The organism is Pedobacter sp. MC2016-24, from assembly GCF_015223055.1.
Taxonomy (GTDB): domain Bacteria; phylum Bacteroidota; class Bacteroidia; order Sphingobacteriales; family Sphingobacteriaceae; genus Pedobacter.
In genome coordinates this window covers 239744-263475 of sequence record NZ_JADFBX010000007.1, presented here as the reverse complement: position 1 = coordinate 263475, position 23732 = coordinate 239744, and the positions used below count along the sequence as shown (strand labels likewise).

Genomic DNA, 23732 nt, shown 5'->3' with positions numbered 1-23732 from the left:
TAAAAAAACAATGGGATATAAAAGCTGTTTTAGTTCAACAGCTCATCAAATTGTTTCTGTAATTCAGGATCTGAAGGTCTTTTGGCGTTTGCAGAGACAATTTTTCCTTTTGGATCGATCAATATAAATCTCGGAATGGAATTGATGTTAAATTTTTTAACGAAATCAGCATCAAAAGCGCGATCAGCGATCAACTGAATTCCTTTCAAATGATTATCTGCTACGAAATCTTTCCATTTTTGTTTGTCTTTCTGAACATCTACAGAAAGGCTCACAAAATGAATATTTTTGTTTTTATACTTTTCTTCTATTTCTGTCAGGTGCGGAATTTCACGTTTACATGGTCCACACCAGGTAGCCCATACATCAATGTACACATATTTTCCGAGTAAAGAAGTTAAAGATACCCGATCTCCATTGGGCTGTTCATAATCAAATGCTGGCGCCAGGGCATGATCAGAAAATCGTTTGTAATTGTTATAAACCTGTTCCAGTTGCTTTTTATAAGCTTTATTTTCAACTTTAGCCGCATAATCCAGGTATACAGAATCTATAAGTGCTGTATTTCCACCCTGTTTAATCAAATTGCTGATTTCATAATATTGAGCCGAAGATTTGATAAAAGGATTGGTCAGCAGATCATTAATGATCGCCAGTTCCACCAGGCCCCGGGTATTGCTTTTTAACAAGTTACTATATTTAGGCTTGTACTTCAACTTACCAATACCAGCTGTAACCAGGCTACGGTACATCGCAGAGTTGCGATACAATTCTTCATTGTTTAAATCCAGGCCCTCAGTAGTAAAATCTTCCATTTTCCGCTTTTCTTCAGCTGTCATTTTCACCTTGTACATGTCATTGAAAAGAGAATCCCATTTGAGCTTTGAATGATCTCCGGGAGCTTCCAGTATTTTATAAAAACGAGCTTGTTTTGCTGAATCCACGCCATAATACAAGGTATACAAACCTGAAACATCGCGTGTATACGCATCGGCATCACCGATCATAATCCGTTTGAAAAACTCATTTTTTGAAGCTGAGGCCAGCTTAGGTACCAGCGCTTTATAATCGGCTATTCCCGCAATATATTTTTGCACCGGAACATCATACAATTCATAATTCTCCCCTCTTCTTTTTACCGGAAGAAACCTGGTAATGGATTTTTGTATTTCCGGAATTAAGTTGTTTTCAAGTGCACCCTTTCCTGAAAAAGTATATCCTTTAAGCGGCGAAAATGCAACAGTCAAATCATATCCCGGCTCAAGAAATACATTACCTATTTCGGTCAGTGCGTAAAACCCTTTATTGATCTTTGGAAGATTGGCATTGAAAGTACCGTCTTTGGCAACTGGAATGGATTTGATCCGTCCGGAAACATCAGAAAGATACATGCTATCTAATCCTGGTTTTTCCAGCTTACCATGTAAACGTATAGATCCGCTTTGAGCAGCAGCATCAACAACACCCGCAAAACACAACAGGGCTAATAATTTAATTTTATTCATCATTGGTTTCTTTAATTGATTTCCATTTTAGGATTAAACTGTCTTACCCTCGCCGGTATCTGCAAAGTATACATTTTGCTATGCGGCTTTAAAGTGGCCAGCACCGCTCCGGTTTGCTTATTGGTCCGGATTACCTCAGGCATACGTCCTTCTTTATCCAACCGCTTCATATCCATCCACCGCAATCCGCTATAAGCCAGTTCCCTTCTGCGTTCAGCAAGTACAAGGGCAAGCGCAGCTTCTGGATTGGCTGCTGTGGCAGCCTGATAAGCCGCAGTTTTGATCCGTACCTTTCTGATTTTATTCAGCATCTCCATCGCTTTGCCAATGTTTTCTGCACGCGCAGCAGCTTCAGCAAGCGTTAGATAAAGCTCAGGAAAGGTCACACCAAAATTTGCCCGCCCGGGAGGAGCTGCCCGGTTTAAACCTTTGGAATTGCTTACCGTCAGAAAAGCATAACGGATATCGTTTGCATTAAAAAAGGTTTTCAACTGATCCGAATACAACATAAAAGTAGGCACGCCGTATTCTTCACTGGCCCGCTGCCACAAAATCTCTGGGTTTAAATCAGAGATCGGTATGCCGTTCTTATTAGAAATCGCATTGTAATCTATCAGGGCATGACTTGCTTTTAAAGCCAGATCTGCATATTTCGCAGCATTTGGGTAATCCCCCATGTACAGATACACCCTGGACAGAAAGCCCTGCGCCCCGGCTTTCGTAGCGCGATAACGGTTGACCGAACTTAAAGGCAGGTCTTTTTCTGCCTGTAGTGTATTGCTGATGATTGTATCCATTGTTGATTTTAATGTAGACCTGCCCGGAGCAGTTTCTGTGACAACAGTAGAGGAGACAAGTGGCAATCCCAAGTCGTTTACTGCTGTTGCTGGGTCATAAGCCTTGGCAAAAGCGGTAAGCAAGGTAAAATAGGCATCCGAACGAACCAATAGCGCTTCGGCAAGTACTTCTTTTTTCTTCTCCGTGCTGCCATCTTTTGCAGCCATCACATGCTTAACAATGACATTGGCATCGTAAATCACGCGGTACAACTGCCCCCAGATTACAGGACTTACCTGATCGTTCAGATCCAGTTCCTCGCGCCAGTAATATGAGTTTGCGGCAATACTTCTATCCACAGCACTATAATCCCCATAAAAGTCGTCTGTACAATATAACAAGGCTGAAGGGAAAGTCTGTGTCATGGTAAATGAGAACAGCATACTTTCGTAATCTGAAACCTTTTCAGGAAGGATTACCCCTTTCGGCTTTACTTCTAGAAAGTCCTTGCAGGAGCTCAGACTAAACAGCACAAGTGCACTAAAAATGCAGTATAATATTTTTTTCATGTGTTTGTGATTAACAGTAAAATATTCTAAAATAATATGGATCGTTAGAAGTTCGTTGACAAGGTTAAACTGTAGAACGGACGCTGTGGTAAACTCCGCTCACCAGTTCTTTTGTCGATAAACTCTGGATCCACATCATTACCACTAAACGTATATTTAAATGGATTCTGAGCCTGAAAACGGATCTGACTGTTGCTCAATCCAATCTTTTTGAGCATGGCATTTTTCAGGTTATAGGTCAAAATTACATCCCTCAATCTGATGTAATCGGCCTTCCTTACAAAAGTATCTCCATAGGTATATCCATATCTGGCCGCATAACTAAAATCCCCTGGAGTTCCGTACTCAGGAAATCCGGGTATATTGGTTTTGAGTTCATCCCCTTTTACTTTCCAGTAACCGGCAGAACCCTGTAGCGGGAAATTGTAATTCATATCATCCGGATTGGGTGCTTGTACGCGCATGATATGCCCTCCGTAATACATAAACAGGAAAGAGAAATCAAATGCGCCAATTGTGAATTGATTATTTAATCCGATGACATATTTGGGGGTTGTTGTACCGCTGTACTTCAGGTCTTCAAAATCCACATCGACGATGGCATCACCATAGGTGTTCATAATTTTAATGTCGCCATTCCGATCGTACACACCAGGTTGGCCCAATGCATTTAAACCTGCATATTTATAACTGAAAACGGCATTCATCGGATATCCTTTCTGAAGATCAGTTCCGGTAACAATGTCATAAGACGAAGTTTTGTCTTTAGGCTGAACGGCAAGTACTTTATTTTTATTGAAAGCAGCCGTCAAACCTGTACGCCAGTTGAACCCTGAAGTAGCTACATTCAAACTACTGATCATCAATTCCAAACCTTTATTTTCTATAGCAGCAGTATTCGCGTTATACTGGTTAAATCCAAGTGTCGGATCTGCAGACAGAATTCCGAATACATCCTTTGTTTTTTTATAGTAGACATCTACCGATCCCGTCAAGCGATTGTCCAATAATCCATAATCTAACCCCACATTGTAATTGTGTGTAGTTTCCCAACGGATGGATTGATTTTCCGGAGAAAGTACATCGTAAAATAACTCCGTCGAACTAAACATGGTATTCAATCTGGAATTCAACAACAAGAACGGGCCATTGAAACTACTTGGCACATTTCCATTAAATCCGGTTGCCGCGCGAAGTTGTAGCGTATTTACCCATTCCAGGGGCTTCATAAAAGCCTCTTCATTAATTACCCAGTTTAAGCCGGCAGACCACAATGGCTTGTTTTTATATTTTGGATCTACCCCGAAAAGGTTCGACTGGTCTATACGCAAGCTTCCCGTTGCCACATAACGACGGTCATACACATAAGTAGCCTGTCCATACAACGAACGAAACCTCCGGTCATCATAAGTTTCACTGTAATAGCTGGCACTGTTAAACCTGGATCCATAACTACCCACCTCAGGAAATACAGGGGTGATGGTAGAATTCAGAACCTGCAGGTTAACGGGTTTGTTGATGAGCGATTGACCATCATATCCAAAAAAAGTAGTTTTATAGGAGTCTGACTGGGTTTTTCTTTGCTCCATCCCTAAAATACCGGAGATGTTGTGCTTGCTGTCTTTGGAATAATAGTTGGCATTGAACTGTCCACGCAGGGTATAATCAACCTTTCTCAGTGTTTGCTTGGTTAAAAAATCACCTTTTGGCAAATCAATAAATAAAGGTGTACCCTTTACCGGATCTTTTTTTGCTTTAGAATTGATGAGGTAACGCACACTGTACGCTTTCTCCGTCCGAAGCTGATCATTTATCCCCTGCTCGTTTTCATAAGCTCCGCCCAGATCTAAATTCAACCAACTTGTAATTTTCGCATTCAAGCGTCCCTGACCTCTGAATGAATTTAAAGATTGTTTGTTGGTGTTGGCAAACAACTCTTCATAAGGATAATAAGCCTGATCATACAAACCAACTGCCTTAGCTTTGGCATTGTAAGCTGCATTGATGGCATAAAATGATTCCTTAAGCTCCCCAAATGTAGCTGGCAAGGCAGTTCCGGTGGCATCAATTAAACGATCATATGGAAGCAAATCAGCGTATGGTGCCGTTTTGCCAGACTCCTGTTGGTTATTGGTGTAAATACCTTTAAAATCAAAAGAGAAAGTTTTGTTAAACTGATAGGTATTGGCGACATTCAAAATGACGCGATTATTTTTAGATCTGATTTCGTCAGGTCTTTCACCTACATAATTCAATCCTAAAAGATACGTGCTTTTATCACCTCCGCCGCTTACATCCAGGTTGATTTGTTTGACTAAACGATTCTGATAAAACAGGCGTTTATAATCAGACAAATTATTGTAAGATCCAATGGCAGCAATTTTTTCATTGGCCTGTTGTTCTGTCAATAATCCATCCTCCTGATCAAACAGCACTTTCCTTACCGGATCCATTGGGGTATAATCGTCATAAAAATAACTTGCATCGTTACCTGTTTTTACATAATCCCTATTCAACTGCACAAATTCTTCAGAGCCCATGTATTTCATATAACCAAAATCCGGTTTAGATTGAAATGCGGAAGTGCTTCTGAAATTAAATACGGGTTTACCGGATTTACCACGACGGGTTTCTACAACAATTACCCCGTTAGATGCCTGTACACCGTAAATAGATGCGGCGGCGGCATCACGAAGTACGGATACTGAGACCACATCATTTGGGTTAATTGTACTCAGATCGATTTCAGTAGGAAAGCCGTCAACCACAATTAAAGGACGTTTAACAGCATCAAAAGTACTCACCCCCCTGATGGAAATCTCTCCAGAAATACCATTATAGACTAACCCAGGCACTTTACCTTCCAGATTTTCTAAAAAATTACCCGTTACGGCTACACGCTGGTTGTAATCCTTTTCACCAATGGTGCTTGCTGCTCCTGTCAGCTGGCTTTTATTTACTTTTTGATAACCTGTAGAAATAACGGCCACCTGCTGCAGCTGGGTAATATCTCTTTGTAAAACGACAACAATAGGCTTGTTTTCATTACCGTTGATCCGACGATCTACAGGTTGAAAACCCAGATAAGAAATCCGCAACACATCACCGCTTTGTACATTTTCAAGTATAAATTCTCCATTGCTATTGGTAGAGCGCGAAACATTTTGTCCTACAATTTTAACACTTGCACCTGCCAACGGGTTACCTACAGAATCAACAACCTTCCCCTGAACCCGCATCCGCATGAGGATGTCATTCACCTTATCCCAAATTGAGGCTCGCTTCTCGATGATGAGAATTGTCTTTTCATTGAAGCTATAATTCAAAGGTTGTGCTTTAAAAACATCATTTAAAGCATCCTTAATCACCACGTTATTCAGTTCAACAGAGACTTTATTGGCTTTCTTCATCAGCTCATTACTGTATAAGAAAGTGTACCCCGTTTGCTTTTTGATTTCTTTCAGTACATTTTCCAGCGCCACGTTATGCGCTTTCAAGGTAACTTTTTGTGCATATGTGGTGGCTCCAACCTGTAAACAGGCTATAAGAATGAGAACAGCAGTTAGCTTCATGATTCTTAGTATTCTTTTTAACTGCCCATTTTCTTTGGGCAATAGCGTTTGTAAAGCAATCTTTCGGGATTGCGTAAATAGTTTCATACCTTCGTTTGGTTTTGGGTTTTAATTGAGTTGGTTTCGCAAAATTAATCTCAGGAATGCCCAGAATTACGGATTTCGATGCCAGTCGGAGTCCGTTCTTTTTTAGAGGCAATTCCTGTCTTATTGGGGTTAGTAAATCTTTTATCCGCTTTATTTCTCCTTTCTTTTTTTACCGTTGTATTTATCTTTTATTCACAAAAACTGTCCTATTGTCAATTTTGAATCTTACAGATCCTGTCTCTTCCAGCATCTCCAGCACCTCTGATATTTTACTCTTACGTGGAATCCTTCCTGTATAATGGATGTCGGGTACAGCACCCTTGTACTTGATTTCCACATCATACCAGCGCTCCAATTGCCTCATGATAGAGGCGAAATCTGTTTCATCGAACTGAAAGGCCCCATTTTTCCAGGCCACCACCTGATCTACAGCTACAGGTGCAATATGGATCAGTCCGCGCTTAGAAAGTATGGATTGTTCGCCAGGAACAAGAACAGCCGCATTTACCTTGACCGATCCTTCCAGTAAAGTTGTGGTTACAGCAGCCTCATCCTCATAGCTATTGATGTTAAAATGCGTACCCAGAACTTCTACAACCTGCCCCGATCCCCTGACTTTAAATGCTTTACTTTTATCTTTGGCCACTTCAAAATATGCTTCACCACTTAAATCAACCTCCCTGCTTAAAGAACCTGCAAAGCTAACTGGAAATTTAAGGGAGGAGGCCGCGTTTAACCAAACCCTGGTACCGTCTGGTAACACAACTTCATATTGTCCGCCCTTGGGTGTGCTGATTTGAATTGTACGTTTTGCAACTTCATACGGTTCAGGAACATCGCTGCTGAGTAAAGTACCATCGTTATAGGTTAAGGCAGCAGCATTGATCACCACGCCTTGCTTTGCAGCACTTAATGCAATGGTTTTACCATCGGCCAAAGTCAATGTAGCCGAATTTTTACCAGGTGCGATATCCTTTCCAATTAAACGGGTTATTTTGAGGTCGCTGCCAAATGGATTGTATTGATTCACGTATAAGATCAGCCCAAGGGATAAGGTGATCAGCAAAAGGGCAGCGGCTGCATACCTGTAATTGAACCTAAACCCTCGTTTAACTTTTTGCAGGGGCAGACCGGCCTGAGTTCTTACCGACAACCAAATTTCTGAGCGCAGGTGTTCAAAGCCCTCAGCATCGCTTAACACTTGTTGATCAGCTTCCTTTAAATACCAGCGTTCGACCAAAGCAGCTTCATCAGCATTTGCCTTCCCTTGTAAATATCGTTCTAAAAGTACCTCGGTCTCTGCCTTATTCATTGCCTGTTGATAAAAAATTATTCCGCTTTAATAACAAAACACATGAAAACATCCCAGGGGGTATGCTCTGAACAGAAATAATTTTATTTTAACATTCAAGCGAAACAAAATGCTTAACGAAGCATCAACATCATGAATAATGAAGCACCGGTAACATCTTTTAAACCAGTTCTGATGAGCTTTAAAGATTTATTGATCTGCTTTTTTACCGTTTCATCAGAAGTTCCAAGTCGCGTCGCAATTTCTTTATGACTGAGATTTTCTTTTCGGCTCATTTCAAAAACCTGTCGCATCCTTGGCGGTAAATTTTGGATCTCACGTTCTATAGCCATCGCCAAATCCCTTTCATCCAGTGCTTCCAGGGTTACATTACTCATTTCTGTCGCAAAACCTGCCAGCGAGCCCAGGTAGTCATTGTGATATTTATGCTTTCTGATTAAATTCAAGACGCGGTTCCTGGCAGATACAAAGAGATAGCCGGCAATATTTTTGTTGTCCGGAATTGCCGCCGAATTGATCCATAAATTGCTAAACAATTCTTGTATGATATCCTTGGTTTCATCCTCATTCCTGATCATTTTGTAAACATGGGCATACATGATCCGCCAGTAGCGATCGTAAATTATGGTAAACGCACCTTCATCACCGGCTTTCAATAAATCGGTCAGTTCCGCATCAGAAACGTCACTGTATAATGGCATAGGATAAATTCAGGTCAAATTGTACCCCAATATTAAATATTTGTTTTCAATACCGCACCATGCCGGGCTATTAATCTGTCATCGCATTAGATTATCAACAGCGTAAATAAACAATTCCTACACATGAGCTCATATCAGTCCATAAAAAAGAGCAACAATGAATAACTTAGTATGGATTAGAATTTCAATTTCAGCCCCAAACCGAGCTGAAATACGTCAGGTAAGGATAAGGTAGAAGTATTCTGGAGGTAATTAATCAGATAATAGTCGTTGGTATTGAACTCGGTGTATACACTGATCGCTTTAAAGCCAGAACCGGGAATTAGTTTCCTCGCGTCCAGTTCAACCTCATTGGAAAAGGAAAGGTGTGGGCGCAAGGCTTCAGACCAGTAATAATAATCCTTAGCGTACCGGGTACGGTTAAAAATGAAGGACAGGTCTTTTTGAAAAGTATAGGTGGCAAAAAAGCCTGGGTTAATCGGATAGATCTTCCCCCAATCTTTCAACTTAATCACTAATGGCCGATAGGCAAATTTCGCGGTGACAATATTCAATTCACCGCCTTTGCTTTTTGGTACATAGCCGTAACTAAAATCCAGGCTTCCCCGCTGGTTCTTAAAAAGATCGTAGCCAATGCCGCCACTTAAATAGCCAATACTACCTGCAAACTGCACTACAGCAGCATCTGGCACTAGAAACCGGAGCTTTTGTGCCTGTGTTTTAGGAATCAAAAGCCCCGAAAACAACAACAGGCCATATATTTTAGAAAGATATCCGCTCAAAACTAACTTTATGATTAACAATTTCTACCAATAAAAATTCATTATTCCCTACTGCACTCGTAATGACATAAGGAATACCGGATTTATCGGGATAAAACAATTCGTAATTGTGTGTGTGCGCATGCAGTGATGCTAAAAAACCAGGCGTAGCTGCAAATGCAGCGGTATAATCTGTGACCAGTTTAGGATCAAAATCTTCAGAAATTGGTGGAACGTGTGATATGGTTACATAGTGCTCCACACCAGCTTCGGGTTTTAACTGGGTTTTTAACCAGTCTACATCAGGTACTTTGCCGTTGAAACCGTACTCGCGGCTATTGCTATCGTGACAGATGAATTTAATACCGCCATACACAAAAGAATAATTGAGCGGCCCAAACATGCGGAGAAAAACATCTTTGCCCCTTGAGGTCAGGTCATGATTTCCAATTACGGCAAGATAAGGCATATTCAATTTCTCCAGCTCACGGTCTATCCATTCCATTTCCTTGAGTACACCAAATTCAGAAATATCCCCGGCCACTACGACGAAGTCTATTCCGGGTATCTGATTTACTTTTTGATATAATTTTACCGTTTCGTCCCTGGATTTCTGGGTATCACCTGTCAGTACAAAGCGAACAGTATCATCCCCTTCACCTTTCCCAAGTGCTTTAAGGTTCGCCGCATTGATATCCTGTCGGGAGTCTTTATCAAAAATCTGGTTTGGGCTATATTCAAACTGATTGCAGCTGACAAGCACCAGGCTTGTCAGCAACAACATTAAACTTCTTTTACCGAAAATCATCATAGGTTGTCATTCTTTTAATCTTCTATATCCGGATCAGCATGTAAAGTATCCTGATGTGCTTCCGGCTGGTAAGCGGCTTCAAGCTCAGCTAGTTTTTGCTTGCCATAAGCCAGTTTTGTGATCAGTACAAACAAAACTGGTACGATGAAAATCGCCAATATGGTGGCAGAAAGCATACCCGCAGCTACCGTCCAGCCAATCGTTTGTCTGGACACAGCACCAGCACCTACAGATAATACCAAAGGCACAACACCTAAAATAAAAGCCAGTGAGGTCATGACAATCGGACGTAGCCTGAGCTTAACAGCCTCCATCGTTGCAGGGATGAGTCCCATTCCCCAATCCACCCTTTCTTTGGCAAATTCTACAATCAGAATCGCATTCTTTGCAGAAAGGCCAATCAGGGTGATCAGCCCAACCTGAGCATAAATGTTATTGTCCAGGTGCGGTAAAAACATTAAGGCAAGAATTGCACCAAACAAACCTAAAGGAACGCTGAGTAAAATTGAAAAGGGAACAGACCAGCTCTCATATAAAGAGGCCAATAAAAGGAATACGACAACAATAATTAATGCAAATATAACTGTGGTACTGTTCCCAGCTTCTTGTTCCTGCTGACTCAAGCCTGCAAAATTATAACTATAGCCCGCTGGCAAGGTTTGTGCAGCTACTTTTTCTAAAGCAGCCAATGCCTCACCACTACTTTTACCGGGTTTTGCGGCACCACTCACTTCAATGGACCGAAACAGGTTATAGTGATTGATTACCGAAGGATTCTCAACTTTTTTATAGGATACCAATGTGCCTAAAGGTACCGGAACACCTTTCATGTTTTTAACATACAACTGGTTCAAATCTTCAATCCGGCTCCTGTGAGCTGTATCAGCCTGGGCAACCACCCTAAAGCTTCTGCCGTACTTGGTAAAATCATTGATATAGCTGCTGCCAAAGTAGGCAGAAATGGTACTGTAAACCGCACCAATAGATACCCCCATCTTTTTAACCTGATCTCGGTCTACCTGAATCTTGTAATTGGGTGTATTGGAACTGAACAAGGTATAAGCCATACCAATGGCTGCGTCCTGATTGGCGGCGCCTAAAAACTTACCCACGACACCTTCAAACCTTTTGATATCACCTGCCTGCTGTTCCTGAATCTGCATGGTAAAACCGCCACTGATCCCCAAACCCGGAATTGGAGGTGGTTGCACAGCAATGATATTCCCCTCTTTATCTCCGCCAAAGGCTTTATATACATTGGCCAGTACCGCAGTTACATCTTTTTTACGGTCATCCCAATGGTTTAACTGTACAAAGAAAGTTGCCGCATTGGATTTGAATGAACTGTTTAAGATGTTCATCCCCGAAATAGAAGTGACACTTTTAATTTCCGGGTTTTCTTTACGAATCGTTTCGGTAATCCTTTTTACAAAAGCATCTGTACGTACAGCTGAAGCACCTTCCGGAAGTGTAGCCCCCATTAAAAATACGCCTGCATCTTCGTTGGGAATAAATCCAGATGGTTTGGTGGCAAACATACCGATGGTACCCACATAAATGCATACCAAAAGTACCACCACCAGGGCTGCTCTTTTCAAACACCATTGTACCCCTTTTGAATATTTGCTGGTTACCCGTGCAAACCACTGGTTAAACTTGTAGAAAAACTTGTTTAAACCCTTAGATTCTTTATCCAGATGTGTTGGTTTCAACAACAATGAACATAATGCAGGTGTTAAAGACAGGGCAATAAATGCGGATATGATTACGGATATCGCAATGGTAATGGCGAATTGCTGATACAACTGACCAACCATACCCGGAATAAAACCTACCGGAACAAATACCGCGGCCAAAATTAAAGCAATCGCAATAACCGGAGCCGTAATGTCTTTCATGGCTTTAAGTGTAGCCTCCTTAGCCGACAAACCTTCATGATCCATGTAATGTTGTACAGCTTCTACCACCACAATGGCATCATCAACCACAATACCGATGGCGAGCACAAAACCAAACATCGTCAATACGTTTACCGAAAAGCCGAGTATGGTAAAGAATATGAAGGTACCAATGATAGACACCGGAATAGCCAGCACGGGAATGAGCGTTGCCCTCCAGCTTTGCAGGAATAAGAACACCACAATCGTCACCAGCACCAAAGCTTCAATCAACGTATGTACAACACTATTGATGGATACATTGACAATAGAAACTGTTTCATAACCTATGGTATAATCCATATCAGCTGGAAATGATTTCTTCAGTTTATCCAGTGTTTCAATGATGGCATCGTAAGTCTGCACGGCATTCCCTCCTGGTGTCTGGTTCACACCCATCATGGCTGCCGTTTTACCATTAATCTCTGCTTTAATACTGTAAGCAAATTCACCCAATTCAACCCGGGCAATGTCTTTTAAATACACTGCAGATCCCTGATCTGATGTTTTGACAATGATATTTTTAAATTCCTCTTCTGTACTGAGGTCGCCATCCATAATGACAGAAAACTCAAAAGTCTGGTTGTCTTTTTGAGGCGGGCCACCTACACTTCCGCCCGGAATACGGGTGTTTTGTTCCTGAATGGCCGCAGAAACTTCTGCAGGTGTGATGCCCATTGATGCCATTTTGTTGGCATCTAACCAGATCCGCATACTAAATGGCTGACCAAAGGCCATCACATCACCTACTCCTTTTACCCTCAAGAGGGCATCTTTCAGATATAGATTGGAGTAGTTAGACAAGAACTTCTGGTCGTAGGTTCCCTTTGGCGAATATAAACCCAGTACCATCAACATGTCTGTGTTTGCTTTCTTGGTGGTTACCCCTAGCCTGCGTACGGCCTCAGGTAACGAAGGTTCGGCAATGCCTACCCTATTCTGAACATCCAGCGCGGCGACATCGATATCGGTTCCTACTTCAAAAGTCACCGTAATGGTCGAACGCCCATCGGCTGTACTTGAAGAAGTGAGGTATTTCATTCCTGGCGTACCATTAATCTGACTTTCGATAGGAGTTGTTACGGTTTGTTCCACCGTTTGCGCGTCTGCACCGGTATAGGTTGCGCTCACCGTTACAGTTGGCGGCGCGATATTGGGATATTGGCTGATCGGCAATCCGGTAAGCACAATGATCCCCACCATTACAATGAGTATGGAGATCACAATCGCCGTTACCGGACGTTTAATAAATACTTCTGAAATCATAATCTCTTATTTAGATGTTGGCTGTACTACAGCACCTGGTCTTAAATTTTGTGCACCTTCTGACACAATCACTTCGCCTGCTTTTAATCCGCTCAGTACTACAATCTGCTCGTTAGCCTGTACACCAAGTTTAAGGATCCGCTGCTCCGCTTTGCTACTGTCGCCTACTACGTAAACCATGTACTCGCCCAATTGCTCTGAAACTGCTTTATAAGGAATCGTCAATTGTTTATTTTCAAACTTGTTCAGCACTTTCACATTACAAGTCATGCCGCTAAATAAAGTGCCCTTAGCATTGGGGTAACTGATCCGCACTTTAATGGTTCCGGTACCCGGATCTACCGCACGGTCAATGGCCACAATCTTCCCTGGCAACTGGTAGCTGCTTTTATCCTGTAATTCGATACTGAAGACTGCATCTTTGACCACCGATTGGTCATGTTGCAATTTGCTGAAACGTGATATGTCATTCTGGTTTACCGCAATATCCACCGCTATCGGATCGTTTGCAGATACGGTATTCAGCAGGGTTGAGCCTTGTGTAACCAATGCGCCCGGTTTTACCTGCGAAATGCCAATCGTCCCGTTCATTGGAGAAAAGATAACCGAGCGGTTTAGATTCGCTTTTGCCGTGGCCAGACTGGCTTCAGCTACAGCTACCTGCGAAGCCGCGTTGGCCAGATCGGTCAATGCATAATCTACCCTTTGTTGTGCAATGGCTTCTTGTTTGGCCAGATTGGTATAACGCTCGGCATCCTTCTTTGCCTTGTTGTGATTGGCTTTAGAAACTTCCAGGTTTGCTTTTGCAGAATTGTAAGCTGCCAGGTAATTGGTGCGGTCTATTTCATACAGTTTCTGTCCTTTACTTACTTTTTGTCCGTCTTGTACAAAGATTCCGGTAATGTAGCCACCAACCTCCGCACGCAGTTCCACCTCATTTAAAGCGACCACCACGCCCGGATAAGCGTCAACTGTGCTAAACTCTTGTTCAGTTACTGTATACACACTCACTGGTGTTGCTGCAGGCCCGGTTGCCTGTGCTGGTTTTTCCGAACTTCCGCAGGAAGTTAAAACTGCTGCACTGAATAGTAAAATACCTGGGGTTATAAATTTGAATTTCATGTTTATTGCGTGATGGTTATTGTTCCTAAAGCCTGTTGCACATCCAGTTTTGCCGAAAGCAAAGTGTACAATGCATTTAAATAATTAAGTTGAGCCGTTCGCAGATCACTCTCTGCTGTCATCAGATCCAGATAAGTTTTAATGCCTTCATCATACTGAAGTTTGATTGTTCCATAAACCTGTTTGGAGATGTCTACATTTCCGTGAGCAGTTCTCCAATCGTTTAAGCTGGCTTTATAAGTAGCCATGGCTTGCTCGTATTGGCTATTGATCTGATTTTTTGAATTCTCCAGATCCAGATCTATGCGTTTTTCCAGCAATTGCGATTTGCGAATCTCCTGGGTACGTTTTCCACCCTGAAAAATCGGGATATTTAATTTCAGGCCCACGATAGCGCCCGGAAAGGACTGGTCATACAGCTTACTGAAATCATTGGCCATGTAGTTCCAGCTGTAATTTACAAAGCCGGACAGTTTCGGCATATAAGCCAGTTTATTGTAACTGGTGCTAATGTGTTGCAACTCACGTTGGGTCTGCAGCAAGCGATACTCTATCCTATTCTGGTGATTCAATACCTGCGCGGTATCGACCAATACGTTTTGCTCCATCGCTTCATTGTTAAAAGCCAGGCTCAAATCTTTCTCCGGCTTATAACCAATCAATGATTTCAAATAGGCATACTTGTATTTTAAAAGTTCCTGTGTTCTTTTTTGATCCGCTTTCGAATTGCTTAAACTGATCTGTGCACGCTGATAATCGGTTTTATCAACCAGCCCTACCTCATACTGTGCTTTTGCATCTCTAAATTGTTTCTCCAGTCGTGCAATGTTTTCGGCGATGATCTTAAACTGTTCCTGACTGGTTAGAATGTCATAAAAAGCTTTGCTCACCTCTACAATCGTATTGATTTTTACATTTTCGGCTGTCTGACTATATTGCTGTCTATAGTATTTTGCCGATTTAGAAGCCTGGATCAGTCCGGCGTTCAAAAACTGCTGATCGGCCTGCAATGTCAATGCAGAGGTATTCTTAGTTCCAAATGTGATGTAAGAAGTCTCGCCGTTTGTAGTCAGCGCATTGACCTGTTGTTTCAGATTGTGGTTAAAATTCGCATCCGCATTAATTTGAGGCAACCAGCCCGACAAAGCAGATTTGATATCACGTTCTCCAATTTCCTGATCAATTAAGGCCTGTTTCACACCGGGCTTATTTTTAAGGGCATAATTGATCACCTGGCTCAGATTGGCATTGGTTAAATCAAGCCCCGTACTGTCCGCCTGCGCGAAAACACTGGCAGGTAAAAGACCTGCCATCAGGAGTAAAAAAGTTATTTTATTCAGATTCATAGTATATGCAATGAAATTTCGATGGGCAAAAGTAGTCCGCAGCCCGGCTCAAAAACCCTAAAAGTTGACTGAACAAAACATATTAAAGACCGAAACGACCTAAAAGCGCACCCAACTGAGTCCGTAGATTCTCCGTTTTAGTCATGCATTTCATCTATTCAGTTAGTTTTGTATTTTAAAAGGAATGAATAAACCTTATTCTTGTAAAAGAACCAGATCGCATTAACGATGTCAAAAAAACAAAACAGAGATTCCTATAAGTATTTCCGCTTTATTATCCTGGCGATCATATTTGTAGGGTTTTATTTACTGGCCTTCATGATTGATCCATATCGCTCCTGGGCGGCGTTTTTCAATCGTGACGTAGCTGAAATTCTGAAGGAATGGTTTTTCGTATTGATGTTTTGCATCATCATTACAGAGATCAGTTTGTTTATTGCCCGAAAAATGGACAGCAGACTGCCTTGGGTTGATTTCCCCATTACCAGGTTCTTATTGCAGTTCAGCATCCAGATTGTGGCCACCATCGTCTTTTTATATGTGTATATGCACGCCACTTTATGGCTTTTTGGAGGAGAAACCAAGTTTAGCGATCTGAATGCACTCGCTTTGCGCCAGTCCTTTGTGGTCAGCGTATTGTTGTCAATCATGATCAGCGTCATCTATACAGGCAACTATTTCCTGGAACAATGGAAGGAAGCCATGCTGGAAAGTTCGAGTCTGAGTTTAAAGGCAGCCGAGCTGAAACAAATCGCCCTGGAAGCAGAATTAGAATCTCTGAAAATGCAGTTGGACCCGCACTTCATGTTTAACAATTTCAGCACACTGTCTGCCCTCATCACAGAAGACCAGAACGCGGCCCAGCATTTCCTGGAGAACCTGTCGCGCGTGTACCGCTATATGATCGTTAACGTTCATAAAAACGTTGTTTCTGTGGATGAAGAGATCAAGTTTGCAAAGGCTTATTTTTACCTGATCAAAATCAGGCTTGGCGAAAACATTAAAATGGAGATTGACCTGGATGATACGGTATTAAAAAAAGGAATTCCGCCCATTACGCTCCAGCTGTTACTTGAAAATGCCATCAAACACAATACGGCTTCACGCTCGAAACCGCTGATCATCCACATCAATGAAGACGAGGCAGGTAACCTGGTTATCGAGAATTCCCTGCAAAGACTCAGTTATAATATTCCTTCTACCTGTACCGGATTAAAAAACATTGAAAGCCGCTACCGGTTGTTGTCCAGTTCAGTGCCTGAAGTTATTGAAACCACGGAACTGTTTATTGTTAAATTACCACTAATGAACCTGTAAATTTAAGATCATGAGATTACTGATCATCGAAGATGAGATACACAATGCCAACCGTCTGCAGCTGATGCTAAAGGAGTTGGATCCTGAGATTACCGTAGTCGGAATTTTAGAAAGTGTTGCCGACAGCATTGAATGGTTTGACCAGCAGGATGCGCCCGATCTGATTTTAATGGATGTTCGCTTAGCTGATGGACTTTGCTTCGAAATTTTCTCTGCAAGAACCATCACCGCCCCGGTCATATTTACGACGGCTTATGATGAGTATGCCATCCGCGCATTTAAAGTGAACAGCATCGATTATTTGCTCAAACCCATTCACAAAACAGAACTGGCCGCAGCATTGGCCAAATACCAACAAATCCTGGATATCATTCAGCCCGATCCGGACATTTCCAACCTGGTCGAAATCATTAAGAAACAAGGTGTCGCTTACCGTTCAAGGTTCCTGGTACAAGTCAATGATGGGTATAAAACCATTGTGGTCAAAGACATTGACTATATTTACTCAGAATTTAAAATCACACACCTCGTTTTGCAAAACAATGGTGTACAGCCCGTATCTTATACCATGGATGAGCTGGAAGAGCAGCTTGACCCCGAAGTATTTTTCAGGGCCAACCGCCAGCACATCATCAGCATCAACAGCATTAAAGGCATACACAATTTCTTCAATGGGAAACTTAAGGTGACTTTAATTAAGCACCCTGCTGCAGAAATTCTGATCAGCAGGGAAAAAGCCGCTGCTTTTAAACAATGGCTGGATCGTTAAGCCGGCTTATTTTTCGATTACGCCTCCTGAACCAATCACGGTTTTCTTAATGTCTGGGTTACCAGTATAGTATACGTGTCCCGATCCGCTGACAAAAGCACTGATTGAACCGTCTGTTTTGACATTGATATTTCCAGAACCACTGATACGCGCAGAAAGGTTGTCAACCACTAGCGATTTACCGCCAAAATTACCTGGTCCGCTAAGCGTAACACTGGCATTTTTAGCTTTTCCACTGATGTCAATGTTTCCGGAACCACTCAGTACACCGGTAATTTTATCGGCGTCGACATGAAGTTTGACCGAACCAGAGCCACTTAAGGTAACGGCAAATTCTGCCGCAGTAACTGCACCAATTACGTTGATACTGCCGTTTCCGCTCATGGCGATGCTACTCAGCTGTTTTGCGGTCACATAAGCTGTAATTTTTTTATTCTCGTACTTTTTAGCCCAACTGGTCCAGCTGGTTTGCGGACGAATGATCAGGATGCTGCCTTTAACCTCAGTTACTAAAGTGGCTATTGCTTCCTTATCTCCTTCAAAACGTATACTTTCTTTGTCACCGAGTTTAACCACCACATCAATAGGCCCACCAGCACCAACCCCAGTGAAGTTCTTCAGTTCACGTTCATCACGTAAGGTAGTTGCGGTTTTGATCGGCTCCGAGGCAAAGGAGATCTGGTTTACGGTTAACAGGGAGGCAAGCGCTAATAAGGAATATATTTTGTTCATGTTGATGGATTAATTTTTCAAAGTTAAGCTGAATTATTAAATTTCAGTTATACAACGTGAAAACCTACCTTATTGTTGTAGGACTCTCATATCCCATTAATAGTGATAGGTATCGGCAATGTTATCATTTTGTCAACAATCCTAATTATTTGCACGTTATGCTATCTTTGCAAGATAAAACTAAATTGTTTTAGCTTTTGTATTTAATGATGTGTGATCTAGTATGTATATGCCTCTAAAAACTCCTTCTTTTCTACAGGTGATCTGTTCGTGTCTTTTCATTTTGATGACTTTAACAAACCTCGTCTTCGGACAAAAACGAACGGTAAAAAAACATGAATTGGTTAACGTTTTCCTGGGTTCTTCGGGAGATCATGGGCAGATGTCTCCGGCAGCTTCCTATCCATTTAGCGCATTAAGTATCGCCCCGCAGACCTATCCAACCACACATACAGGATATGAATACCTTGCTAAAGAGGTTTTGGGTTTTACGCACAACAGATTTGAAGGTGTAGGCTGTATGGGGAGTGGTGGGATTTTGCTGCTGAAGCCATTTCTTGGCACATACAATGAGGCTGAAAAACTGATCAAGTCATCAGAAAGCGCTGGTCCCGGGTATTATAAAATTGGCTTTACCAATGGCATCAGGGCAGATGTTGTGGTAAACAAAAACACGGGACTACATCATTACCATATGCCTGAAGGAAAAAAAGGCTTCATGATTAATCTGGGGCATGCTTTTAACGGTGCCTTTGTAAATGAAGCACATGTGATCAATGGAAATACCATTGAAGGTTGGATTCAAGCGAAAACCACCTGTCAGGAAGGAATTTATAAAGTATTTTATCACCTAAAATTTAATCGTCCTGTAAAGTGGGAAATTTTAGATGCACATCGCTTATTGGTTTCAGCAGCTGATCTGGATCAGGAAATCGGGATTGAAGTTGGCTTTTCTTCGGTTAATACGGATTATGCCGCTAAATCAGCCTCGCGTGCTACCGGGCTTAACAATTTAAAGCAATTGAGCACCAATGCCTGGGACGAGCTGTTAGACCAGGTTGAGGTGAAAGGAGATGCGGCAAGAACACGCTTATTTTATTCGTTGCTTTACCGCACCATCCAGTCACCTTATGTGATTTCTGAACCAGATGGAAGTTTTCGTTCAGTAGATGGTGGCCTGCACCGTTCAGACAGCACCCGGTATCATGGATGGGCAGTCTGGGACAATTATAAAACCCAGCTTCCGCTGTTATCCATTTTGTATCCTAAAAAATATGGAGATATCGTTGGTGCTCTGGCTAACCTGTATCCATACGGAAAGAAAAACTTCGCAGGAAAAACGGAACCTTCCAATACTGTTCGGACGGAACACGCAACGGTAGTTCTGTTAGATGCGCTGAAAAAAGGGTATACCATTGATTTGCCAAGCATTAAAGACTCGCTCCTAGCAGAAGCATCCCGTCTGGATTTTAACAAACCAGACAAAGCCCTGGAATCCGCTTATGACCTTTGGGCCCTATCAGGTATCTTTAAATTTATGGGAGATGCGCAGCTTAGCCAGGATTACCTGCAAAAAGCGGGGGGATATCAAAAATACTGGATCAAGGATTTCAAAGATATGACCGCAAAGGATGTAGATAAAATGGGCGCTAGGAATCTCTATCAGGGTACATTAAGACAATACCGCTGGGCAGTACCCTTTGATGTTGAGGGTTTAATTGCACTGACCGGGGGCAAAGAGAAATTCACAACAGAATTGGACGACTTTTTTGACCATGATTATTTCAACAGGACAAATGAGCCGGATTTGCAAACACAAATGCTCTATCTTGTCAGCAATAAACCCTGGAAGTATCAGAAGCTGGTACATCAACTCGCGGTAGATACCATCGTTCAGCACTACTTCAACGACAACAGCAGGGGAATCGGATCCTTTATCGACCGTGTGTACAAAAATGAACCTAAAGCTTACGTACGTACCATGGATGACGATGCAGGAGCCATGTCAGGCTGGTTTGTTTTAACCGCTGTTGGCATTCAACCGATCTGTGTAGGTCTGCCTATTTATGCGCTGAATGTCCCGCTATTTGAAACCATAGTGATTAAATCGGGTAAGGTCCCTTTAACAATCAAAGTAAATAATTACGGCGATGAAAATGTGTATATACAAAAAGTAACCTTAAACGGAAAGTCTCTGGACAGGACATGGATTACTCATGAGGAAATTAAAAACGGTGGAGAGATGATCATTACGGCATCAAAAACACCCAATATGAAGCTGGGTGCAAGCAATTTATGGACTAAGATTTTGTAGACATCAGCTCCCGTAGTGCCCGTCTTGACCAGGTTGCATTTCTTCTCCGCAGGTATCTTGGCAACAGTTTAATCTCGTCTCTGACTGCCTGAAATTGTTCACGTGCTTCGGCGTTACGTTGCTGTTTTTTCAAAAACAAGCCATAATAATACCTGGCTTCTAAAGAATGATGGATTCGGATGATCCGTTGATACCCATTTTCAGCAGATTCATATTGGCCCACGCCCTCTTCTGCCCTGACATACAACAGTTCATCTTCTGACATATTGAAACGGTGGCCATTTTTCAAATTCAACTGGTCAAAATACGCCAGACTTTCAGCATACTGCTCATTATAAAAGTATTGCCTGGCCAATTGCAGCAGGATTGCCGGATCATCACTATAAAGTCCTTTCAAACAGCTTAAAGAAAGTTCAATTGCCTTTTCATAATGTTTTTGCTCTGCATAAGCATTCGAAAGTCCGAGCTTATTGGTGATGTTGTCGGAGATCTGAACCTTTCGCTCCCATTCCCTGATCTTTTGATTGGGAAAAAAATACTTCTGCAAATTGCTAAAAAAGGTTCCGCTTGAAATTTCGGGCAGCAATTCAGAGAAAAAATAAATCACCGTCCCAATTATGGGAATGAAGATCAGGAGGTACAACCACTGTCTGCGCCCCGTTTTTAAGGCGTGTATAATGGCCAGAATTTGAAAAGGGATAGCGATGTAATAATAGTCATTCCAATAACCAAACATAATAAGATAACGTTAATCGGAATTGAAGGTAGAAAATAAAAATAATAATTTGGTATATTGGGACATATTAACGCAATTCATTGGCCAATGAAAGGATTTCTAAAAAATTACAGTGGTATCATCTGGTTGTTGACAGGAATCGCTTTAGGGAGTATTGTAGGCTTGGTCTTCGGGAAAAAAGTAGAAGTGTTAAAGCCGATAGGAGATATCTTTTTAAACCTGCTCTTTACGTCCGTAATTCCGCTGGTATTTTTCGCGATATCTTCGGCGATTGCCAACCTGAGACCTTCCGACAAGCTGAGCCGTATGATGACTGTTACTGCAATCGTCTTTTTAAGCACAATTCTGATTTCAGCCATCCTGACCATTGTTGCGGTTAAAATATTCCCGGTTCATGAATCTCTTGACACAACGCAGATCACTGAAAAAATAGCGGATAAACCATTTACAGAACAATTGACCAGGCTCTTTACCACCACGGAGTTTTACGAATTACTCTCCCGGAAAAACATGCTGGCCATGATTATATTCTCCATCATCATCGGCTTTGCGACGCTCCGGTCTGGAAAGGCTGCAGAACAATTTACTAATTTTTTAAATTCAGGAAACGAGGTTTTTAAAAATGTATTTATCCTGATTATGAAAATTGGGCCACTTGGTCTTGGTGCTTACTTTGCCTATCAGGTTGGGGTGTTTGGTCCGCAATTGTTTGGCACCTATGCCAAATCCTTAGGCTTGTATTATGGTTTTAGCGCGTTTTATTTCGTGGCCATCTTTAGCGCTTATGCATTTATTGCCGGAGGCATCAAGGGAGTCCGCAAATACTGGAAAAACAACCTGGTGCCTTCTGCTACTGCGGTAGGTACCTGCAGCAGCATCGCGGTAATTCCTGCCAATCTGGATGCCGCTAAAAAAATGGGTATTCCGGATTATATTGCCAATGTAACCATACCACTTGGTGCCACCTTACATAAAGACGGTTCCAGCATCTCTTCCATCGTCAAAATGGCCGTGGTTTTTGCACTTTTCGGCAAAGGATTCAATACTGCAGATGCAATCTTACTGGCGTTGGCCATGACTGTGCTGGTCAGCATTGTAGAAGGTGGCATTCCCAACGGAGGTTACGTTGGGGAATTGCTGTTCATTTCTGCTTATGGCCTTCCTCTTGAAGCGCTTCCACCTGCCATGATCATTGGTACATTGGTTGACCCGATGGCCACCCTGCTAAACGCGACAGGGGATACTGTTGCCGCCATGCTGGTGACCCGTTTTACAGAAGGCAAAGAATGGCTGACAAAAGCATCTTGATATCTTGACACATTAGCATCAAGATTACAAAATATATTTACTGCTGTCCGTATCCAGGAAAAGTACTGCTCCAGGATGTCTTCGTAAAATCGTAGACGGGAAATCCGTACAGATGGGCTGTGTCAACGTATTTAAAACTGCTTGTGCTTTCGCTGTTCCCGGTACCACACAATTGATTACTTTGGCCTGCATTAAAACCGGAATCGTTAACGTTAAGGCTTGCGTAGGAACAACTTCAAGACTTACAAAACACCCATCGTTCACCTGTTGCTGCCTGCAAGGTAAATCCAACGTAACCACCTTGACGATTTCCAGATCATCAAAATCGGCAACAGGCGGATCATTGAAAGCCAGGTGCCCATTTTCACCGATCCCCATACACACAATATCCACAGGATTGCTTTGAAGTAATTCAGCATATCTCGAACATTCTTTTTGAACGTCGTTCGCATTCCCATCCAAATAATGAACAGACTTAAAATTGAACCGGCTAAACAAACGTTCTTTTAAAAAATTTCCAAACCTTTGGTTTGCATCCTCTTCCAGATCAATATACTCGTCCATATGAAAAGCATTGACCTGCTCCCATTTGATGTTTTCGTAAAAAAGCGCGGCTAAAAATTCATTTTGAGAAGGCGCAGCGGCAAATATGATGTTCACATCATCCTTACTTTGCAAAACCTCACCAATTGCAATGGCTAATCGGCTTGCTGCCGCTTCTCCCATCGATTTCCTTGACTCGTAAATCTTAACTTCTGGTAATTTTAAATCTTCTGCTAACAACACGGGG

At 42.1% G+C, this 23732-nt stretch carries 17 protein-coding genes; 4 read left to right on the top strand and 13 right to left on the bottom strand.

Annotated elements, in window-relative coordinates:
* Positions 1 to 29 precede the first annotated feature (29 nt).
* The 10 genes from IM797_RS17755 to IM797_RS17710 all read right to left on the bottom strand — a co-directional run bounded on the left by IM797_RS17755 (position 30) and on the right by IM797_RS17710 (position 15766).
* Positions 30 to 1508, bottom strand: a complete 1479-nt coding sequence (locus tag IM797_RS17755) for a TlpA disulfide reductase family protein (protein ID WP_228098934.1) — start codon at positions 1506 to 1508, stop codon at positions 30 to 32.
* Between the two features lie 8 nt (positions 1509 to 1516).
* Positions 1517 to 2851, bottom strand: a complete 1335-nt coding sequence (locus IM797_RS17750; protein WP_194128495.1) for a RagB/SusD family nutrient uptake outer membrane protein — start codon at positions 2849 to 2851, stop codon at positions 1517 to 1519.
* Between the two features lie 44 nt (positions 2852 to 2895).
* The gene (locus tag IM797_RS17745) at positions 2896 to 6510 is read right to left on the bottom strand and encodes a SusC/RagA family TonB-linked outer membrane protein (RefSeq protein ID WP_194128494.1); all 3615 of its coding nucleotides are present in this window, start codon (positions 6508 to 6510) and stop codon (positions 2896 to 2898) included.
* Positions 6511 to 6691: 181 nt separating this feature from the next.
* Positions 6692 to 7822: a FecR family protein gene (locus IM797_RS17740; protein ID WP_194128492.1), complete on the bottom strand. Its 1131-nt coding sequence runs from the start codon at positions 7820 to 7822 to the stop codon at positions 6692 to 6694.
* A gap of 113 nt (positions 7823 to 7935) precedes the next feature.
* A complete protein-coding gene (locus tag IM797_RS17735) occupies positions 7936 to 8523 on the bottom strand; it encodes an RNA polymerase sigma factor (protein ID WP_194128491.1) in 588 nt (195 codons plus the stop codon).
* Between the two features lie 176 nt (positions 8524 to 8699).
* Positions 8700 to 9305, bottom strand: a complete 606-nt coding sequence (locus tag IM797_RS17730) for a hypothetical protein (RefSeq protein ID WP_228098933.1) — start codon at positions 9303 to 9305, stop codon at positions 8700 to 8702.
* Complete coding sequence (locus IM797_RS17725) at positions 9286 to 10095, bottom strand: metallophosphoesterase (protein ID WP_228098932.1); 810 nt, start codon at positions 10093 to 10095, stop codon at positions 9286 to 9288. Before IM797_RS17725 ends, IM797_RS17730 begins: the two co-directional genes overlap by 20 nt.
* A gap of 14 nt (positions 10096 to 10109) precedes the next feature.
* Positions 10110 to 13298, bottom strand: coding sequence for an efflux RND transporter permease subunit (locus IM797_RS17720; RefSeq protein ID WP_194128490.1), 3189 nt, complete (start codon positions 13296 to 13298; stop codon positions 10110 to 10112).
* Positions 13299 to 13304: 6 nt separating this feature from the next.
* Positions 13305 to 14420, bottom strand: coding sequence for an efflux RND transporter periplasmic adaptor subunit (locus IM797_RS17715; protein ID WP_194128489.1), 1116 nt, complete (start codon positions 14418 to 14420; stop codon positions 13305 to 13307).
* Between the two features lie 2 nt (positions 14421 to 14422).
* On the bottom strand, positions 14423 to 15766 hold the full coding sequence (locus IM797_RS17710) for a TolC family protein (protein ID WP_194128488.1): 1344 nt from the start codon (positions 15764 to 15766) through the stop codon (positions 14423 to 14425).
* Between the two features lie 228 nt (positions 15767 to 15994).
* On the opposite strand from IM797_RS17710, the gene IM797_RS17705 reads away from it, so the two are divergent.
* Positions 15995 to 17083, top strand: coding sequence for a sensor histidine kinase (locus IM797_RS17705; protein ID WP_194128487.1), 1089 nt, complete (start codon positions 15995 to 15997; stop codon positions 17081 to 17083).
* Positions 17084 to 17093: 10 nt separating this feature from the next.
* The gene (locus IM797_RS17700) at positions 17094 to 17852 is read left to right on the top strand and encodes a LytTR family DNA-binding domain-containing protein (RefSeq protein ID WP_194128486.1); all 759 of its coding nucleotides are present in this window, start codon (positions 17094 to 17096) and stop codon (positions 17850 to 17852) included.
* 6 nt (positions 17853 to 17858) lie between these two features.
* Here the strand turns inward: IM797_RS17700 and IM797_RS17695 are convergent, their stop codons facing one another.
* Complete coding sequence (locus IM797_RS17695) at positions 17859 to 18584, bottom strand: head GIN domain-containing protein (RefSeq protein ID WP_194128485.1); 726 nt, start codon at positions 18582 to 18584, stop codon at positions 17859 to 17861.
* A 286-nt stretch (positions 18585 to 18870) separates the two neighbouring features.
* On the opposite strand from IM797_RS17695, the gene IM797_RS17690 reads away from it, so the two are divergent.
* Positions 18871 to 20898: a glycoside hydrolase domain-containing protein gene (locus tag IM797_RS17690; RefSeq protein ID WP_228098931.1), complete on the top strand. Its 2028-nt coding sequence runs from the start codon at positions 18871 to 18873 to the stop codon at positions 20896 to 20898.
* Here the strand turns inward: IM797_RS17690 and IM797_RS17685 are convergent.
* Complete coding sequence (locus IM797_RS17685) at positions 20885 to 21634, bottom strand: hypothetical protein (protein WP_194128483.1); 750 nt, start codon at positions 21632 to 21634, stop codon at positions 20885 to 20887. The genes IM797_RS17690 and IM797_RS17685 overlap by 14 nt on opposite strands.
* A gap of 87 nt (positions 21635 to 21721) precedes the next feature.
* Between IM797_RS17685 and IM797_RS17680 the strand changes: the two genes are divergently transcribed.
* Positions 21722 to 22942, top strand: a complete 1221-nt coding sequence (locus tag IM797_RS17680; RefSeq protein WP_194128482.1) for a dicarboxylate/amino acid:cation symporter — start codon at positions 21722 to 21724, stop codon at positions 22940 to 22942.
* A gap of 24 nt (positions 22943 to 22966) precedes the next feature.
* On the opposite strand, the gene IM797_RS17675 is transcribed toward IM797_RS17680, so the two are convergent.
* Positions 22967 to 23728, bottom strand: a complete 762-nt coding sequence (locus IM797_RS17675; RefSeq protein WP_370583091.1) for a glucosamine-6-phosphate deaminase — start codon at positions 23726 to 23728, stop codon at positions 22967 to 22969.
* Positions 23729 to 23732: the final 4 nt, after the last annotated feature.

Bases quoted from the DNA above. Each gene is read 5' to 3' on its own strand.
- IM797_RS17755 (WP_228098934.1), bottom strand. From the start codon at position 1,508: ATGATGAATAAAATTAAATTATTAGCCCTGTTGTGTTTTGCGGGTGTT.
- IM797_RS17750 (WP_194128495.1), bottom strand. From the start codon at position 2,851: ATGAAAAAAATATTATACTGCATTTTTAGTGCACTTGTGCTGTTTAGT.
- IM797_RS17745 (WP_194128494.1), bottom strand. From the start codon at position 6,510: ATGAAACTATTTACGCAATCCCGAAAGATTGCTTTACAAACGCTATTG.
- IM797_RS17740 (WP_194128492.1), bottom strand. From the start codon at position 7,822: ATGAATAAGGCAGAGACCGAGGTACTTTTAGAACGATATTTACAAGGG.
- IM797_RS17735 (WP_194128491.1), bottom strand. From the start codon at position 8,523: ATGCCATTATACAGTGACGTTTCTGATGCGGAACTGACCGATTTATTG.
- IM797_RS17725 (WP_228098932.1), bottom strand. From the start codon at position 10,095: ATGATGATTTTCGGTAAAAGAAGTTTAATGTTGTTGCTGACAAGCCTG.
- IM797_RS17720 (WP_194128490.1), bottom strand. From the start codon at position 13,298: ATGATTTCAGAAGTATTTATTAAACGTCCGGTAACGGCGATTGTGATC.
- IM797_RS17715 (WP_194128489.1), bottom strand. From the start codon at position 14,420: ATGAAATTCAAATTTATAACCCCAGGTATTTTACTATTCAGTGCAGCA.
- IM797_RS17710 (WP_194128488.1), bottom strand. From the start codon at position 15,766: ATGAATCTGAATAAAATAACTTTTTTACTCCTGATGGCAGGTCTTTTA.
- IM797_RS17705 (WP_194128487.1), top strand. From the start codon at position 15,995: ATGTCAAAAAAACAAAACAGAGATTCCTATAAGTATTTCCGCTTTATT.
- IM797_RS17700 (WP_194128486.1), top strand. From the start codon at position 17,094: ATGAGATTACTGATCATCGAAGATGAGATACACAATGCCAACCGTCTG.
- IM797_RS17695 (WP_194128485.1), bottom strand. From the start codon at position 18,584: ATGAACAAAATATATTCCTTATTAGCGCTTGCCTCCCTGTTAACCGTA.
- IM797_RS17690 (WP_228098931.1), top strand. From the start codon at position 18,871: ATGACTTTAACAAACCTCGTCTTCGGACAAAAACGAACGGTAAAAAAA.
- IM797_RS17685 (WP_194128483.1), bottom strand. From the start codon at position 21,634: ATGTTTGGTTATTGGAATGACTATTATTACATCGCTATCCCTTTTCAA.
- IM797_RS17680 (WP_194128482.1), top strand. From the start codon at position 21,722: ATGAAAGGATTTCTAAAAAATTACAGTGGTATCATCTGGTTGTTGACA.